Below are 17,323 nucleotides of genomic sequence, written 5' to 3'. Positions count from 1 at the left end.
GGCCTCGAAAGTCAAACTTGCGTGCGCCGGCGCGGTTCACGTACTGCAAATATCATCAGCACCAGCGCCAGGGCGATGCCCGCGAGCACCAGCGCGAATAGCGGGCCAAACCCGGCGACGGCGACCAGCAGTCCCGCGAGGATCGGACCGATCGCTGCCACCGCGCCTTCCGCGGTGGTGACAAAGGCCAGGCGCATGGGAATATCTTCGTGCGCGCCGAATTCGAGCACCATCGTCGTCGACGCCAGCATCCAGCCCGATCCGCCGATGCCCAGCAGGATGAACGCCGCGTAGATCGCCGCCGCCGTGCCCAGCGTCATCAGCAGGATCACGCCCGCCGCCGCGCTGGCGAGCGACAGGATGTAGACGATGCGAAAGCCCAGCCGGTCGCCCATCGGGCCCCACAACAGGTTCGACAAGGTATCCGCGCCAAGGAACGCGAAGCTGAGCCCGCCGATGAGCGCGCCGGTCATCCCCAGACGCTGCGCGGCGTAGATCGTCCAGAATGGCCCGCCGATGCGGATCGCGGTGGCGCAGGCCTGCGCCGCGATGAAGCGGGCGAAGTCCTTGTCCTCCAGCAGCTGCGGGAACTGCCGGATGCGCTCGCGCAACGGGATGACCGGGCGCGACGCCGGTGCAGCGGGCTCGCGGATCATCGTCTGCAGCACCAGCAGCCCCGCGCTGGTCAGCGCGAAGGCGAACAGGAACGTGGTGGAGTATCCGTTGCCCAGCCACTCCTCCGCAATGAAGTACTTGCCCGCGACCCACGCCAGCACCGCCGCAATCAGCCCGCCGGCAAGGTTCCGGTACCCCTGCAACCGGCCCCGCCGGTCTATCGGGATAACCTTGGCCATGATCATCTGGAAGGCGACACGCTGGGCGCCGTTGAAGAAGCCCAGGAACGCGAACAGCGCCAGCGTGACCATGACCAGCACCTCGCCGGTCAGGAACCAGCCGGCAAGGGCAAGGCCGAGGATGGCCAGCCGCATCATCGATCCGACGCGGATCGAATACGGCAGGATGTGGCTGCGATGCTCGATCCGCGCGCCCGACAGGATCGGCGAGATGGTGGCGCCAAGCTGGAGCAGTGCGGTGCCGAGCCCGACCGCCGCCGCGCTGCCGGTGATCGCCAGCAGGTAAGCGGGGATGATGGTCGGCGCGTAGATCAGGCGGAAGCCGGTCATCCCCAGCACGCCGTGAATGAAATTCGCGGTGTAATTGCGCTTCAGGTTGTCCGCGACGAACCGGTCGTGGCGCGCGAAGGCGTCGTCCCCACCCCGAAGGGCGAGGACGTCGTCTTCGACAGGATCAACCGAACTCAGTAGCCCGCCAGGGCGGCAAACCGGTTCTTCAGATAGCCGGTGGAACCCCAGCTCGATTCGAGCACGCGCGCGCGCTTGAGGAAGAAGCCGACATCGTATTCATCGGTCATGCCGATGCCGCCGTGCAGCTGGATGCCCTCGCGGCTCATCGTGTGGAGCACGCGGTTCGCTTCGGCCTTGGCGACCGTCGCGGCGCGGGGAATGCCGTAACCGCCATCGAGCGCTTCAAGACCCCCTTCGACCGCCGATCGCATCATCGCCAGGTCGCCGAACAGGTCCGCCATCCGGTGCTGCAAAGCCTGGAAGCTGGCGAGCACCTGGTTGAACTGCACGCGCTGCTTCAGGTAATCGAGGGTCACGTCGAACACCTGCTGCGCCATGCCCAGCATCTCGGCCGCGGTGAGGATGCGCGCACGGTCGAGCACCTGGTCAACCAGATCCTCCCTGCCGTTCGCCAGCTTGTCCGCCGCCGCCCCATTGAAGGTGACTTCGGCGTGGCTGCGCTGATCGGTCAACTTGCGGTCCGACAGCGACACGCCGTCGCCCTTTTCCACCAGATAGAGCCCGTCCGCCGCAGCGACCACGAACAGGGTCGCGCCATGCGCTTCGTGGACGAACGCCTTCGTGCCGGACAGCTTGCCGCCATCGACGGCGGCCGAATACCGGCCCGTGTGCCGCGGACCTTCATCGAACGCGAGCGTGCCGACCACTTCACCCGTGGCGAGCCGTGGCAGCCACTTCTGCTTCTGTTCGTCGCTGCCGCCCAGCACGATCGCGCTTGCGGCGAGGGTGCTGGCGATCATCGGGCTGGCGGTGAGCGTCTTGCCGAGCTCCTCCACCACCAGGCCAGCGCTCATCCAGCCGAAATCACTGCCGCCGAACTCTTCGGGGATGACGATCCCGGCCCAGCCCATCTCGCCCATCGTCCGCCAGACGTCAGGCGAGTAGCCTTCGGCCGGCTTCTCCGTGCGCACCTTGCGCCAAGCGGTGATCGGGTTCTCGTTGGTCGCCCAGCCGCGCGCCATGTCGCGCAGCATTTCCTGTTCTTCGTTCAAGATAGCCATGTCTCGCGCGCCTTTACTGGTGGTCGAGCATGCCAAGCACGCGCTTGGCGATGATGTTGTTCTGGATTTCGGTCGAGCCGCCGTAGATCGTGGTCGCCTTGCCGAACAGCCAGGCGCGCACGCCCGCCAGTTCGCTATCGGTGAAGCCTTCGCCTTCCCAGCCAAGGCCCTGCAGGCCCTGGATCTCGATCATCAGTTCGGCACGTTCCTGGCCGAGCTTGGTGCCGAGCTTCTTGAGCACCGAGCTGATTTCGGACACGCCGCCGGCCGCCTTGCTTTCTTCGACCGCGCGCTTGGCGGTGAGCAGGAAGCTCTGCCAGCGGATCTCGAAATCGGCGATCTTGTCGCGCAGGGTCTTGTCGGCGATCGCGCCGGTGTCGTCGGTCTCGACGTATTTCTTGGCCGTGTCGGCGAGGCTGGAGCCCATCATCCGGGCCATGCTGCCGCCGCCGGACAGGTTGGTGCGCTCGTGCTGAAGCAGGCGCTTGCCGATGGTCCAGCCCTGGCCTTCCTTCCCGACCAGATTCTCCTTGGGCACCTTCACGTCGGTGAAGAATGTTTCACAGAACGGGCTCATGCCGCTGATCATCTGGATCGGGCGCACTTCCACGCCGGGCGCATCCATGTCGATCAGCATGAACGAGATGCCGTGATGCTTGTCGCTGCGGTCGGTCCGCACGATCGCGAAGCACTTGTCGGCCCACTGGCCGCCGCTGGTCCAGGTTTTCTGCCCGTTGACGAGGTAGTGATCGCCCTTGTCCTCGGCAAAGGTCTGCAGGTTCGCAAGATCGGACCCGGCGTTGGGTTCCGAATAGCCCTGGCACCAGCGGATCTCGCCGCGCGCGATCGGGGGAATATGCTCCTGCTTCTGCTCCTCGCTGCCGTATTCCAGCAGGGTGGGGCCGAACATCATCACGCCCATGCCGCCGATCGGGTTGTAAGCGCCGGCCTTGGCCATCTCCTCGTTGAGGATTGCCGCTTGCTTGCGGGTCAACCCGCCGCCGCCGTATTCCTTGGGCCAGGTCGGCACGCCCCAGCCGCGTGCACCCATGGCTTCGCGCCACGCCTTTTCGGCCGGGCCTTCCTGGGTGGGGCCTTCCACACTGGCGAGCGCATTGCCCTTGTTCTTCAGATCAGGGGGGAAGTTTTCCGCCAGAAAGCTGCGCACTTCCTCGCGAAAGGTATCGTCGGCGCTTGCCGTTTGCGGCTCTGCCAGGGTTGCCATGTCAGTCTCCTCGTTATCTCGCAGGGGCGCCGAAGGCCCCGTCACGCACGACTTGTTCACGCGATTCGGCTTCGAGCGCTTTCAGCCGTTCGACATTCGCGCGGTGCTTGGCCTCGTCGATGGGATAGAACAACAGGAACAGCGCGCCAATGATCCACAAGCTCATCACTACCGGGATGTAGTGCGCCAGCAGGCTCTGCTCCATCGCGCGGGTGACCGCCTCCGGCGCGATCTTCTCGGGAAATCCCGACCAGGTCAGGACGAGGCCCGCGGCCAGGATGCCGAGCGCGCTGGAACACTGCTGCATGAAGCTCGACGCGGCGAAGAAGACGCCGGCGGTGTGCTTGCCGGTCTTCACCGCGTGGTCTTCCACCACGTCGGCCAGCATCGCGCTGGTGTTGATCAGCGATATCGCCACCATCGAGCCATAGACCGCGCCGATCACGAACAGCGTCGGCAGCAGCATGGGGTCGCCGGGGGCGAAGAACACCCGCAGGTAGGTGAGGGCGAGGGGCGTGAGGCCGAGCGCGACACCGAACACGGCCATCAGCGCTGACGTGTTGCGCTTGCCCAGCCAGCGCGAGAACTTCGGGGCCAGCGGAGCCGCGATCGCGGCGGCGACGAGGGAATCGAAGGTGAGCAGCGCAAGCTGCCCCGCGCCCAGCTTGAACACATACGTGCCGAAATACAGCGTGGTGGCACTGTAGAGGCCGATGGCGGTGTACTTGAACACGCCGAAGCCGAAGATCGCGAGGAAGCCGGGGTGGCGAAACGCGTCGCCCATTTCCTTCACGTGCGACAGCAGGCCGCCCGGTCCGCTTTCCTCCGCCTGCCGCATGTGTGACACCCGCTTCACGGTCCCCAGACCGCATACGAGAATGGCGATGAAGATCAGCGCGCCGCCGGCAAAAGCGAACTTGACGTATCCTTCGGGGTTGAGCTGCCCGCGCGGGAACTCCGGCGTCGCGACGAAGAAAAACGCCAGGCTGAACGCGGTGAAGCCGAAAGTGCCGGCGTAGCCGAAGAAATAACGGAGCGAGAACAGCCGCGTGCGCTCCGCGTAATCGCTGGTCAGTTCCGGCGCCATTGCAGAGCTGGGGATCTCGAACGCGCTGATCGACATGCGGGTGAGTGCGGCGAGCGCGAAGATCCATGCTCCCATCGCCAGGTCCGACAGTCCGTCCGGCGGAAACCACGCGAGCACGAAGAAGAACGCGGTGGGCAGCGCCGACCCGAAGATGAAGGGATGCCGCCGCCCGATGCGCGAGCGGGTCATGTCCGACCAGCGGCCGATGAACGGATCGGCCACGGCATCGACGATGAGGGTGAGCGCGATCGCAGTCGATACGATTGCCGCCGAAACGCCCACCACCTGATTGTAATACAGCAGCAGATAAGTCGAGAACGCGGCGTTCTTGATCCCGTTGGACACGGCGCCAAAGCCATAGGACAGCCGTGTACCGAGGGGAATCCGGCTGCCGTCTCCTTGCAGGGAACCCGGGGCGATCAAGCGAAAGCCCCCGATACCAGGACGAGGCTGCCGCGAACGCGCTTCTCAACTGAAGTGACGGATTTCCAGACCACTTGCATCTCTCCCGCCGGCCGCTTGTGCGCGGCTCAACGAATCGAGCATACCGCTTTCTGGAATGGCGGCAAGCGGGAGTGCAGTCAGCGCGCGTTTAGACCGTCGATCCGCCATCGACGACCAGCGTCTGTCCGGTCAGCCAACTCGCTGCCGGGGACGCCAGAAACACCGCCGCACCGGCGATGTCGTCAGGCACGCCAAGACGGCCCATGGGGGTGCGCGACACCGCCGCCTTCTCGGCTTCCGGATTTTCGTACAGAGCCTTGGCGAAGTCGGTTTTTACCAGGCCCGGCGCGATGCCGTTCACGCGGATGCCGTGCTGGCCATTCTCGACAGCGTAGTTACGGACCAGCTGGATATCGGCCGCCTTGGTGATGGTATAGGCGCCGAGCACCGTCGATCCGCGCAGACCGCCGATCGAACTGATCACCACGATCGCCCCGTCCCGCTTCGCGCGCATATCGGGCAAGGCGAGCTGGATCAGCCAGTGATTCGACAGGATGTTGTTGTCGAGCGTCTTGCGGAACATCGCATCGTCGATCGTATCGAGCGAGCCATAGTGCGGATTGGACGCGGCGTTGCACACCAGGATGTCGATCGGCCCGAACCGCTCGCGCGTGCCCGCGACAAGGTCCTGCAGCGCTTCTTTCGATGAGATGCTGGCCGCGATCGCGATGGCGCGCCCTGCGACGTACTGCGCGTTGATCGCCGCGGCGACTTCCTCGCAGGCATCCTGCTTGCGGCTCGACACCACCACACGCGCGCCGCGGGCGGCGAGTTGCTCAGCAATGGCCTTGCCGATCCCGCGCGATGAGCCGGTAACGACAGCGACTTTGCCAGCGAGGTCAAACGGATCGGTCATGGTGCTCTCCCAGTTATCTGCGGGATACCATGATTTCGAAAGCGTCTGCGCGCAAGCGCGATCAGGCGGCGACGACCTCCTGCTCGATCTTGCCGAAGATCGAATGGCCCTGCGCATCGCGCATTTCGACCGACACCACATCGCCCGGCTGCATGAAGGGCGTGGTCGGCTTTCCGCCGGCAATGGTCTCGATCATGCGAATCTCGGCGATGCACGAATAGCCAGCGCCTCCCTCGCTGACGGGCGTGCCCGGACCGCCATCGGCACCCTTGTTGCTCACCGTGCCCGAACCGATGATCGATCCGGCGCACAGGCTACGGGTCTTGGCGGCGTGAGCGACCAGATCGGCCAGGTTGAACGTGGCTTCCTGCGCGGCGTTGGCCCGGCCGAACGGCTGGCCGTTGTAATCCACCATCAGCGGCAGGTTGATGACGCTGTTGGCCCATGCATCTTCCAACTCGTCGGGAGTCACCGCGACCGGCGAGAACGCGCTGGCGGGCTTCGACTGGAAGAAGCCGAAACCCTTCTCCAGCTCACCCGGGATGAGGCCCCGCAGCGACACGTCGTTGACCAGCATCAGCAGCTTGATGTGCCCCACCGCCTCGTCGGACGACACGCCCATCGGCACGTCGTCGACGATGACGGCGATCTCGCCCTCCATGTCGCAGCCCCAGGCGGTGTCCTTGAGCGGGATGGGATCGCGGGGGGCCAAGAAACCGTCGCTGCCGCCCTGATACATCAGCGGGTCATGGTAGAAGCTTTCCGGCACTTGCGCGCCGCGCGCCTGGCGGACCAGTTCGACGTGGTTGATGTACGCGCTGCCGTCCGCCCACTGGTACGCGCGAGGAAGGGGGCTGGCGGCGTCATGTTCGTGGAAGCGCCCGCACGGCACCGTCCAGTGCTCGACGTCACGGTACAGCGCCTCCAGCTGCGGTGCGACCTCAGCCCAATTGTCGAGCGCGTACTGCATCGTCGGAGCGATGTGCTCGGCCGACGAATAGCGGGTGATGTCCTTGGACACGACGACCAGCTTGCCGTCGCGGCCGTGCTTGAGAGAGGCGAGTTTCATTGCGGGCTATCCGGTTGGTTGTCGGGGTGGGCGCGCTCGAACGCGGGCAGGGCGAGACACGCCGCCTCGATCCGCTCGATATGCGGGTGGCGGGAGAAATCGAACGCGAACTTGCGCGCATTGTATACCTGCGGAAGCAGGACGACTTCGAACAGGCCGGGCCCGTCGAACAGGAATTCGCCGGTGCCGATCTGCGCCAGCAGCCCCTCGACCGGATCGAGCGTGCGCGCCAGCCAGTGGCGGTACCAGACGTCGATCTCGTCCTGCGAATGGCCGAGCTCGGTCTTGAGATAATTGAGCACCGGCAGGTTGTTCACCGCGTGGATTTCAGTGGCGATGCCATAGGCAAGCTCGCGCGCGGTGTAGCGGTCCTCCATCCCTGAGGGCAGCAGCGGGGGTTCGGGGTACGCCTCGTCCAGCCATTCGAGCAGCGCCATCGACTGCGCGCGGTCGCGTCCGTCCGCCTCGAGCATGGGAACGCTGCCGAAGGGGTTGCGCGCGGTAAACCCGGCGTCCTTCTGCTGTGCGGTGCGCAGGTCCACCGGAATGACCTCGTATTCGAGGCCCTTGAGGTTCAGCGCGATCCGCAGCCGATAGCTGGTCGAACTGCGAAAATAGGCCCACAGGCGCATCTGCTTCTGATGCGTCAAAACGCCGGGATCCCGGTGATCGCGCGGCCCAGGATCAGCGCGTGGACATCGTGCGTGCCTTCATAGGTGTTCACCGTTTCGAGGTTCACCATGTGGCGGATCACCTGGTATTCGCCGCTGATCCCGTTGCCGCCGTGCATGTCGCGGCTCTTACGCGCGATATCGAGCGCCTTGCCGACATTGTTGCGCTTGACGATCGAGATCATCTCGGGCGCGAAGGCGTGCTCGTCCATCAGCCGGCCCACGCGAAGCGACGCCTGGAGCCCCAGGGCGATTTCACTCATCATGTCGGCGAGCTTGAGCTGGAAGAGCTGCTTGGAGGCGAGCGGCACGCCGAACTGCTCGCGATCGAGGCCGTACTGGCGCGCGGCGTGAAGGCAGAACTCGGCCGCGCCCATCGCACCCCAAGATATGCCGTAGCGCGCGCGGTTTAGGCAACCGAACGGACCCTTGAGCCCGGACACCTCGGGCAGCAGCGCATCGGCGCCGACCTTGACCTCGTCCATCAGGATCATGCCGGTGGTGCTGGCGCGCAAGGACAGCTTGTTGTCGATCTTGGGCGCGGACAGGCCCGCCATGCCCTTGTCGAGGATAAACCCGCGGATCGCACCGCCGTGCGCCTCGCTCTTGGCCCAGACGACGAACACGTCGGCGAACGGGGCGTTGCTGATCCAGGTCTTGGCGCCCGACAACGAGTAGCCGTCACCATTCTGCTTGGCATACGTGCGCATGCCGCCAGGATCGGAACCGGCGTCAGGCTCGGTCAGGCCGAAGCAGCCGATGAGTTCACCGCTGGCGAGGCCGGGCAGGTATTTGCGCTTTTGAGCTTCGGAGCCGTAAGCGTGGATCGGGTACATCACGAGGCTGGACTGCACGCTCGCCATCGAGCGGTAACCAGAATCCACCCGTTCGATCTCTCGCGCGATCAGGCCGTAGGCGACATAGCTCGCGCCCGCGCCGCCGTATTCCTCCGGGACCGTGGCGCCCAGCAGTCCGGCGCGGCCCATCAGTGGGAACAGCTCGGGCGCATCGACCTCGTTGGCGAACGCCTCGATCACGCGGGGCTGCAATTCGGATTGCGCGAACGCATGGGCGGCGTCGCGGATCATGCGCTCGTCTTCGGAAAGCTGCGCGTCGAGGCTGAACGGGTCGTGCCAGTCGAATGGTGTCATGCGCCGATCCTTTGCAGGACCGGGCACCGCGTGCAAGGTCAGGCTTCGGCCAGAGCCTCTCGCATGGTGGCGATGATCTGATCGGGCGGGCACGGCTTGGCCAGCGCGTGCGCCTGCGGATAGCGGCCGCTCACCTCGCTCGGTGAAAATTCGCCGGAGTGGAAGATCACCGGCACGTTCGCCGCCATCAGCTTTTCAGCGAGAGGAAACACTTCACCGTCACCGAGCCGCACGTCGAGGATCGCGAGGTCCGGCTTGCGGCGCTCGATAGCGTCGATTGCGGAACTCGAGGATTCAAACGGGCCCGCGACATCGTACCCGGCTTCCTCCACGGTATCGCACAGGTCCACCCCGATGATCAGCTCATCTTCGGCCACGAGGACGCACTGTTGAGCCATGATTATTCCTTCTGCACGGGGTTCAGGGTGGATCGCGCATTAACCCCGAAGACTTGATTTTGTTCCCTATCAGACGGCGCCGAACTTCGCCTGAAACGCGGCCTCGTCCCCAGCTGACAGAAGGCGGGCCTGGCCGACCCAGTCATCGCGGCGGATGCGGCCCTGGAAGCGCCCGAGCTGCGCATCGATCCGGTCGATGTCAGCATCGCTCCACCCCGCGATCTGATCGAAACGCGACACGCCAAGGTCGTTGAGCGTGGCGGCAAGCTTTGGACCCAGCCCCTTGATGCGGGTGAGATCGTCACCGGCGATTTCCCCTGCGTCCCGCCGTGCCTCGAGCGCGGCGGCGGCGACCGCGACGCCAGCGCCGCCGATGGCATCAGGCACCAGCGGGGGCACCACGACCGATGGCGCCGCGGCGGGCGGCGCATCGATCAGCGCGTGGTTGCGCGCGGCGGGCGCGGCATCCTCATCGAGCATATCGTGCCGGTCGATCTGGACCCGGGTGCGCCGCGAGGCGACCAGCAGCCACCACAGCAGCGCGATGACCACCAAAGTCGCGATTACCATCAGCGGCCAGTTGGCAGTGACGAAATCGTTCATGGTTCTACCTTTCTAGCAGGTGCGCCGGCGATCGCGGCGGCTTCGGCATCGATCGCTTCATCGGCATGTTCGAGATTACGACGAAACAGTACCCGGTCTTCCGGGCCGAAGCCAAACCGCCAGATCACCCAGCCGTACGCCAACAGGATCGCGGGAACCCCGATCGCCAGTTCGGCCCATTCGGGCAGCATGGTCGCCACCCAGCCGACCAGGATGGCCGGCGCGGCCGCATATACCAGCGCCCAGCGCCAGTTGTTGATCCGATGCTGGAGGAAGCGGCTCAGCACGATCGACTTCACCAGGCTTGCGACCCCGAGCGCCAGCATCAGTGCCGCCGCCGCGCCGGCGGCCTTCCAGGTCTCGGGCAGGTCGAAACGATCAACCATCAGCATCGCTGCCACCGTAAGCAACGCCTGCAGCCCGATCGTCGCCACCGAAATCAGCAAATTACGGACCCGCGCGACGTAGATCAGGGCCGCTTCCGACACCACCGCGGTGGAGGCTACGACCTCCGCCGCCAGCAGGAACGCCAGCGCCCCGGTCCCGCCGACGAAGTTCGGACCCATCAGCCCCATCACCGCTTCTCCCGGAATTCCGAGTGCCAGCCCGATTCCGGCTTGCGCGGCGGTGATCCAGAAGCCCACCTGGCACACCTGGCGGGCGATCGCCGCGTAGTTCTTGTCCTTGAGATTGCGGGTGATTACCGGCCCCAGGATCGGCTCGAAGCTGGTTTTCAGCTTCTGCGGCAGCGAGGCGACCTGCTGGGCGACGTAATAGACCCCGACCGCGCTCGGCGCCGCGAACAGGCCCAGGATGAAGATGTCGAGCCGCCGGGTGCCCCACTCGATGGCATCGGCGGTGGCCAGCGGCAACGCGCGGGTAGTCAACCGGGCCATCTCCCCCAGCCGCGGGTGCCAGGCGCGCGGCAAGCCATACGTCCTCAGGAACGACCACAGTCCCGTGGAAAGCCCCGCCAGGGTCGCTGCGAGGTATGCGAGCGCAAGGCCGGATTCCGGCACCACGAACCACAGCACGCCGGCACCGATCGACAGCGTCCAGGGAAGGACGATCGAACGCGCGCGGACGGTGGTGGCGATGTCGAAGCGATACGCCTGCGCGGCCAGCACGATCTCAGTCAACGCATAGGCGGGGATCGCCAGCACGATCAGCCGGTCGAGCTGGGTGTATTCCCCGCTCGGGAACAGCGGTGCCGGCACCAGCCAGAAAAACGCCGCAGCGGCCGATCCGGCGAGAAGCGCGATGAGCATACCATCGAACACGACATTGGCGGGGCGGGTGTCGGGATCCTCGGTCAGGCGCTGGGCGAGCCCGCGCTTCTCCCCCATGGAGCAGATCAGCCCGACGATCTCGACCACGACCAGGGCCGAGGCATAGCGGCCGAGCGCGGCCGCGCCGTAGAGCCGGCCCGCGATGAACAGGAACGGCAGCATCCCCGCAAGGCGCAGCAGGAAACCGAAGAAGTTCTGCCGGCCGCCCTTGGCCAGAGCAGCGATGTCACCCTGATCGCGGTCTGAATTCACGCGTCGGTCTCTGCACCCAGGGGCCGGGCGAGCAGTTCGGCAACGATGTCGCGGGCAGGGGCGCCGTGCAGCAGGCGATAGACCGCCGCCACGATCGGCATGGCGACCCCATGGCGCGCGGCCAGCTCGGTGAGCACCGGGGCGGTATGCGCGCCTTCGGCCACGGTGCGCCGGTCGGCCATAAGCTGCTCCGGATCGCCCCCTTCGCCGAGCGCCTTGCCGAGGCTGAAGTTGCGGCTGGCGGTGGACGAGCAGGTGAGCACCAGGTCGCCGAGGCCGCACAAGCCGGCCAGGGTGTCGCGCTGCGCTCCCAGCGCCTCGCCGAAGCGGAGCATTTCCGCATAACCCCGGGCGATCAGCGCCGCGCGGGCGTTCTGCCCGAGCCCGAGCCCGTCGACGACTCCGCAGGCGATCGCCAGCACGTTCTTGACCGCGCCCCCGATCTCGGCGCCTGCCACGTCATCCGAATAGTATGGCCGGAACGCCGGCCGCGCGATCGCCGGCGCCAGCCGCTGCCATTGCGCTTCGCCGCCTGCGCAAGCCAGCGTCACCGCGGTCGGCAAGCCGGCTGCGACCTCGTGAGCGAACGTGGGCCCGGACAAGACCGCGATTTCGCTTTCGGGGGCGGCATCGCGGGCCACGTGGTTCATCAGCCGCCCGGTGCCCGCTTCGATGCCCTTGGAACAAAGCACCAGATCGCGCGGATGCGCCGGCATCGCTTCGACCACGGCGGCGAGGTGCTGTGCTGGCGTGACGGCGAGCACCAGCTCCGCCTGCGCCAGATCGCTCAGGTCACCGGTCGCGCGGATCGACGGCGCGAGCATGGCGGACGGGAGGAACAGGCTGTTGGTGCGGCGGGTGTTGATCTCCTCGACCAGCTCCGGTTCGCGCGCCCACAACAGCACCTCGCGCCCGTCGCTGGCGAGCATCTGCGCCAGCGCGGTCCCCCAGGCCCCTGCGCCCAGCACCGCGACTTGCGGAGAGGCGGAACTCAAGCCTTGTACCCTGCGCCGCGCACCGGCTCTGCCGCGGGATCGAGCGGCCAGCGGGGGCGGGCGGCGATGTCGAGCGGATCGAACGGGGCACCGATCGCCAGCCGCTCCTGCCCGGCCCACGCGATCATCGCGGCATTATCGGTGCACAGCGCCGGCGGCGGCGCGGAGAAACGCAAGCCCTGCGCCGCGGTGAGGCTTTCGAGAGCGCGGCGCACTGCCTGGTTCGCGGCCACGCCGCCAGCGACGACCAGCGTTTCGACCGGCTCCATCGCGCGCAGGGCATGGGTAAGCCGATCGACCACGCAATCGATCGCGGCCTGCTGGAAGCTGGCGGCAAGGTCCGCATCGGCATGAAGGCCGCTCTGGTGCGCGCGCAGCACCGCGCTCTTCAGGCCGGCGAAGCTGAAGTGCGGCTCCCCGCTGCCGACCAGCGGGCGGGGGAGGGGAACTGCCTCCGGATCGCCCTCCCGCGCAAGCTGCTCAACGGCCGGTCCGCCGGGGAAACCGAGCCCGAGTATCTTGGCCGTCTTGTCGAACGCTTCGCCCAGCGCATCGTCGATGGTTGTCGCGAGTCGCTGGTATCGTCCGACGCCCTCCACCCGGAGGATCTGGCAGTGCCCGCCAGACACCATCAGCAGGGCGTAAGGGAACGCCAGCGCCGGATCCGCGAGGCGCGGGCTGAGCGCATGGCCTTCCAGGTGATTGATCGCCATCAGCGGAACGTCGCCCGCCATCGCCAGCGCCTTGGCGGTGACCAGCCCGACCATGACCCCGCCGATGAGACCGGGCCCGGCGGTGGCGGCGACGGCATCGAGGTCGCCCAGCTTGAGCCCACCGTCACGCATCACCGCCTCGATCATCGGCGCCAGCCGTTCGGCATGGGCACGCGCGGCGATTTCGGGCACCACGCCGCCATAAGGCGCGTGCGCTTCGTCCTGGCTGGCGATGGCCTGCGCGATGATCGTGCGATCGCCTGCGACCAGCGCCGCTGCGGTTTCGTCGCAGCTCGATTCAATGCCCAGCACCACACCCATCGTTGCTTTCACTTAGAGCTTTGCTTGGCTACGGCAAGCGCACCCGATGACTGTGACACCCAAGCTTCGCCTCGGAACCCGCCGCTCACCGCTTGCCATGGCGCAGGCGCATGAGGCGCGCGCGCGGTTGTGCAAGGCGCACGGATGGGACGAAAGCGCGGTCGAACTGGTGCCGGTGCTGGCGAGCGGGGACAAGGTGCAGGACCGCCCGCTGGCGGAGATCGGCGGCAAGGCGCTGTGGACCAAGGAACTCGACGCCTGTCTCGAGGATGGCCGGATCGACGGGGCGGTTCACTCGCTGAAGGATGTCGAGACCATTCGGCCCGATTGGCTGACGATCGCCGCCGTGCTCCCGCGCGCGGATGTACGCGACGTCCTGCTCGGTGCCGCCAGCATCCGGGGCATCCCCGAAGGCGCCCGGGTCGGCACCAGCGCGCCGCGCCGGGCCGCGCAGATGCTGTACCGCCGGCCGGATGTGCAGGTGGTGCCGATCCGCGGCAACGTGGCGACCCGCATCTCCAAGCTGGCGGCGGGAGAGGCCGACGTGACCCTGCTCGCGGCGGCCGGGCTGGAGCGGCTGGGGGAGACCGGCACGGGACATCCGCTGGAAACTTCTGACTGGCTGCCGGCTCCCGCGCAGGGCGCCATCGGGATCGAATGCCGCGCCGACGCTGCCCAGACCCGGGAGTGGCTGTCGGCGGTGGACCACGCCCCCAGCCGGGCGGAAGTCATGGCGGAGCGCGCCTTGCTGGCGGGACTGGGCGGCAGTTGCCAGTCGCCCATTGCCGTGCTCACCCGTTCCGACGGAGCACACCTCGCGATGACCGCCGCACTGTTCAGCGCGGACGGGGCGGAGCGGGTGGAGGGCACCGCGACCTTCACAGCCGGGGACCACGCAGCGGCCGGACGGCTGGCGGCGGACCTGCTGGCCCGCGCGACGCCGGGAATTGCCGCGCTGTTCAGCGGACCGTGACGCAGCCGCTGATCGTGCTGCGGCCCGAACCGGGGCTCAGCGAAACACTGGCCGCCGCCGAAGCTCTGGGATTGACCGCGATGGGGGCGCCCCTGTCCGCGATGGAGCCCGTGGCCTGGCAGGTGCCGAACGCTTCCCAATACGACGCGATCATCGCGGGCAGCGCCAATGCCTTCCGCTGCGGCGGGACGGATCTCGCCCGGCTGACGGGGCTACCGGTTTTCGCTGTCGGGGAGCGCACTGCGCAGGCAGCCCGCGCCGCAGGGTTCACCGTCGCGGGTACGGGCGAGGGCGGGCTGCAATCCGTGATCGATGCTTTCACCACGCCCGTCAGGTTGTTGCGCCTTGCCGGGGAGAAGCGGATCGCGCTGCAGGTGCGCGGCGGATGCACGATGGCCGAGCGCGTGGTCTACCGCGCGCAGCCGGTCGATCTGGACCCCGCGGTGCCGGCTGTGCTGCGCGGTGGCGCGGTGGTGCTGCTCCATTCCGCGGACGCGGCGGAGCGGTTCGCCGGCGAGTGCGATCGCCTGGCGATCGACCGCGCGCCGGTAACCATCGCCGGCCTCGGCCCCCGGATCGTGACCGCCGCGGGGTCCGGATGGCGGACCGCCGTTGCAGCAGACCAGCCCACCGATACGCGGCTGCTGGCCTTGGCCGCGAGGTTGTGCCAAGACTGACGTCGACAAGGGCGGGATGCCCGGGTTCGCAGAACGGGACTTGATGAACGATTACACCACCACGAGCCGTCCGCGCTCGTCGTTGAAGCCGGTCTTGTTTGCAGTTTTGGCGTCGTTCCTGCTGGGAGCGTCGGTGGTCGGCTACCTTGCGTGGCGCGGGTATTTCGTACCCGGCGTTGCCTCTCCCGCGCCCGCACCGACCGAGCAGGCGCCACTGGCCGGCCCACCCGCGCGCCCCGTGCCGAGCGAGACCGCCGCCGCTGCGGTTGCCCGGGTGCAAGAGACCCAAGGCGGTCTCGACCAGCGGCTCGCGGCGGCCGAGCAGCGGATCGCCCGGCTCGACCTTCAGGCGCAGGCGGCGGGCGGCAACGCGGCGCGCGCGGAAGGCCTGCTGATCGCGTTTGCCGCCCGCCGTGCGCTGGAGCGCGGTAGCGAACTGGGCTACCTGGCGGATCAGCTCCGCCTGCGGTTCGGCGATGCTCAGCCCAACGCGGTGCAGACGGTGCTCGATTTTGCGGGCAACCCTGTGACCCGCGACGTGTTGGTGGCGCGTCTCGACGGTCTTCAGCCCAGCCTTGAGCGGGGGTCGGGACGGCCCAGCCTCAGCCGCCTGGGTGAAGAGCTGTCGAACATGTTCGTGATCCGCCGCGAAACCACCCCTTCGCCTCAGCCGGAGCGGCGGTTCCAGCGCGCGCGGATGTTCCTGGAAAGCGGACGGGTGGACAAGGCTATGGCCGAGGTCCGGCTTTTGCCCGGGTCCGTGGACGCGGCGCAGTGGCTCGCCGATGCCAGCCGGTATGAGCGGGCGCAGCGGGCGCTGGAATTGATCGAGACCGCTGCGGTGCAGGAGCCGCGCACCTTGCGTAACGGCGCCGGGCAGCCGGTCGAGCAGCTCAGTCCGGCCGTCGCGGCTACGCCTGCCGCTCAGTAGCGTTCGGTCAGCAATTCAGGAAGCGCGCCCGATACGCCGCGCGCTTCATCCATGAACCAGTGCTTCAGCGGTGACAGGCGCTGGACCCCGCCCATGCCGAGTCGGCGCACCGCGCTGGCGGCCTTCCCCGGAACGCCGAACAGCCAGGTCAGCCCATCGGTTGCCAGTGCCACCGACATGCTGTCGAGACTGCGCCACCGTTCGTAGCGCGCCAGCAACTGGGCATCGCCGGGCTCGAGGCCCAGCCGCATCCCGTCAGCGATCACTTCGACCAGTGCGCCGACATCGCGCAGGCCCAGGTTCAGACCCTGGCCAGCGATCGGATGGATGCCGTGGGCCGCATCGCCCACCAGCGCCAGCCGGTCGGCCACGATCCGCGCGGTGTGCTGGAAGCTCAAGGGATAGGAGGCCCGCGGACCCGCCGCAGTGACGGTGCCAAGCACCTCGCCCATCCGCTTGTTCACTTCGGCCAGGAAAGCGCGGTCGCCGAGCTTGAGCGTTCCCGCCGCGTCCTTTTCCGCAACGGTCCACACCAGCGCGCTGCGATGGTTGCCGGCTTCGTCGTCGAGCATCGGCAGCAACGCAAAGGGGCCCGCCGGATAGAAGATTTCCCACGCGGTTCCGCCATGCGGTGCATCGTGGACCAGCCCTGTCACGATGGCCCGATGGCGATAATCCCACTGCGCCAACGGCAGGCCAGCTTCCTCTCGAGTGGGCGAGCGCCTGCCCTCCGCCGCCACCATCAGGCTGCCGGTGAGCGTGCGCCCATCTCGTAGTCGCGCGGCCACGCCGTGCGCCCCGCGTTCCCGCTCGATCACCTCGGCGCGAGGATGGAAGGCGATCAGCGGCTGCTGCTCCGCGGCTTCGAACAGCGCCAGCCTCAGGCGCCGGTTTTCGAACATGCGGCCGAGCGAACCTTCGTGCGGTTCAGGCACGAAATCGATCTGGCCCGGCTTCAATTGGTCGCTGACGGCGATGCGCTCGATCGGACAGGCGAAAGGCTCCAACGCGCTTGCCAGACCGATGTTGCCGAACAGGTTCCAGCTGGCGGTCGAAATGGCGGAGGCGCGGCCATCGAAGCCCACTGCGGTCAATTCGGCGGGATCGGCCCGATCGACGACGTGGCTGGAGATGCCCTTGCTTGCCGCAGCCAGCGCCAGCGTCATGCCGACGAGTCCGCCGCCCAGGATCACGAGGTCGCGCTTGTCGTCCATGTCCACGG

General features: G+C 67.3%; 17 protein-coding genes. 3 read left to right on the top strand and 14 right to left on the bottom strand.

All coding sequences use genetic code 11. The features are described from left to right. Positions 1-11: 11 nt before the first annotated feature. The 13 genes from C0V74_RS04220 to tsaD form a co-directional block, all read right to left on the bottom strand. Positions 12-1,184, bottom strand: coding sequence for an MFS transporter (locus tag C0V74_RS04220; RefSeq protein WP_143250766.1), 1,173 nt, complete (start codon positions 1,182-1,184; stop codon positions 12-14). 134 nt (positions 1,185-1,318) lie between these two features. Then, a complete protein-coding gene (locus C0V74_RS04215; RefSeq protein ID WP_143250765.1) occupies positions 1,319-2,386 on the bottom strand; it encodes an acyl-CoA dehydrogenase family protein in 1,068 nt (355 codons plus the stop codon). Positions 2,387-2,399: 13 nt separating this feature from the next. Then, a complete protein-coding gene (locus C0V74_RS04210; RefSeq protein WP_143250764.1) occupies positions 2,400-3,611 on the bottom strand; it encodes an acyl-CoA dehydrogenase family protein in 1,212 nt (403 codons plus the stop codon). Positions 3,612-3,624: 13 nt separating this feature from the next. Next, positions 3,625-5,121 (bottom strand): MFS transporter, encoded by a 1,497-nt coding sequence (locus C0V74_RS04205; protein WP_282595933.1) that lies wholly within the window; start codon positions 5,119-5,121, stop codon positions 3,625-3,627. Positions 5,122-5,290: 169 nt separating this feature from the next. Continuing rightward, a complete protein-coding gene (locus C0V74_RS04200) occupies positions 5,291-6,058 on the bottom strand; it encodes an SDR family oxidoreductase (RefSeq protein WP_143250763.1) in 768 nt (255 codons plus the stop codon). 61 nt (positions 6,059-6,119) lie between these two features. Then, positions 6,120-7,127 carry a fumarylacetoacetate hydrolase family protein gene (locus C0V74_RS04195; RefSeq protein ID WP_143250762.1) on the bottom strand — a complete coding sequence of 336 codons (1,008 nt, stop codon included), beginning with the start codon at positions 7,125-7,127 and terminating at the stop codon, positions 6,120-6,122. After that, the gene (gene maiA / locus C0V74_RS04190) at positions 7,124-7,759 is read right to left on the bottom strand and encodes a maleylacetoacetate isomerase (RefSeq protein WP_143252153.1); all 636 of its coding nucleotides are present in this window, start codon (positions 7,757-7,759) and stop codon (positions 7,124-7,126) included. The genes C0V74_RS04195 and maiA overlap by 4 nt, the downstream gene beginning before the upstream one ends. A 14-nt stretch (positions 7,760-7,773) precedes the next feature. After that, a complete protein-coding gene (locus C0V74_RS04185; RefSeq protein WP_143250761.1) occupies positions 7,774-8,949 on the bottom strand; it encodes an acyl-CoA dehydrogenase in 1,176 nt (391 codons plus the stop codon). 38 nt (positions 8,950-8,987) lie between these two features. Further along, positions 8,988-9,347, bottom strand: coding sequence for a response regulator (locus C0V74_RS04180; RefSeq protein ID WP_131625239.1), 360 nt, complete (start codon positions 9,345-9,347; stop codon positions 8,988-8,990). A 69-nt stretch (positions 9,348-9,416) separates the two neighbouring features. Beyond that, positions 9,417-9,950, bottom strand: a complete 534-nt coding sequence (locus tag C0V74_RS04175) for a hypothetical protein (RefSeq protein ID WP_131625240.1) — start codon at positions 9,948-9,950, stop codon at positions 9,417-9,419. Then, positions 9,947-11,491 carry an oligosaccharide flippase family protein gene (locus C0V74_RS04170; protein WP_246844960.1) on the bottom strand — a complete coding sequence of 515 codons (1,545 nt, stop codon included), beginning with the start codon at positions 11,489-11,491 and terminating at the stop codon, positions 9,947-9,949. The genes C0V74_RS04175 and C0V74_RS04170 overlap by 4 nt, the downstream gene beginning before the upstream one ends. Further along, complete coding sequence (locus C0V74_RS04165) at positions 11,488-12,486, bottom strand: NAD(P)H-dependent glycerol-3-phosphate dehydrogenase (protein ID WP_143250760.1); 999 nt, start codon at positions 12,484-12,486, stop codon at positions 11,488-11,490. Before C0V74_RS04165 ends, C0V74_RS04170 begins: the two co-directional genes overlap by 4 nt. Beyond that, on the bottom strand, positions 12,483-13,520 hold the full coding sequence (gene tsaD, locus C0V74_RS04160; RefSeq protein WP_143250759.1) for a tRNA (adenosine(37)-N6)-threonylcarbamoyltransferase complex transferase subunit TsaD: 1,038 nt from the start codon (positions 13,518-13,520) through the stop codon (positions 12,483-12,485). Before tsaD ends, C0V74_RS04165 begins: the two co-directional genes overlap by 4 nt. 46 nt (positions 13,521-13,566) lie before the next feature. Between tsaD and hemC the strand changes: the two genes are divergently transcribed. The 3 genes from hemC to C0V74_RS04145 are packed head-to-tail and all read left to right on the top strand — an operon-like array spanning position 13,567 to position 16,101. After that, a complete protein-coding gene (hemC, locus tag C0V74_RS04155) occupies positions 13,567-14,493 on the top strand; it encodes a hydroxymethylbilane synthase (protein ID WP_143250758.1) in 927 nt (308 codons plus the stop codon). Then, positions 14,490-15,170 (top strand): uroporphyrinogen-III synthase, encoded by a 681-nt coding sequence (locus tag C0V74_RS04150; RefSeq protein ID WP_246844959.1) that lies wholly within the window; start codon positions 14,490-14,492, stop codon positions 15,168-15,170. Before hemC ends, C0V74_RS04150 begins: the two co-directional genes overlap by 4 nt. A gap of 43 nt (positions 15,171-15,213) precedes the next feature. Beyond that, positions 15,214-16,101, top strand: a complete 888-nt coding sequence (locus tag C0V74_RS04145; protein ID WP_143250757.1) for a hypothetical protein — start codon at positions 15,214-15,216, stop codon at positions 16,099-16,101. Here the strand turns inward: C0V74_RS04145 and C0V74_RS04140 are convergent. Further along, positions 16,095-17,315 carry a UbiH/UbiF/VisC/COQ6 family ubiquinone biosynthesis hydroxylase gene (locus C0V74_RS04140; RefSeq protein ID WP_143250756.1) on the bottom strand — a complete coding sequence of 407 codons (1,221 nt, stop codon included), beginning with the start codon at positions 17,313-17,315 and terminating at the stop codon, positions 16,095-16,097. The two genes, C0V74_RS04145 and C0V74_RS04140, sit on opposite strands and share 7 nt — an antisense overlap. Positions 17,316-17,323: the final 8 nt, after the last annotated feature.

The sequence above is a fragment of the Altererythrobacter sp. TH136 genome, from assembly GCF_007065885.1.
Classification (GTDB): Bacteria; Pseudomonadota; Alphaproteobacteria; order Sphingomonadales; family Sphingomonadaceae; genus Tsuneonella.
This window is presented reverse-complemented; position numbering and strand designations above follow the sequence as displayed.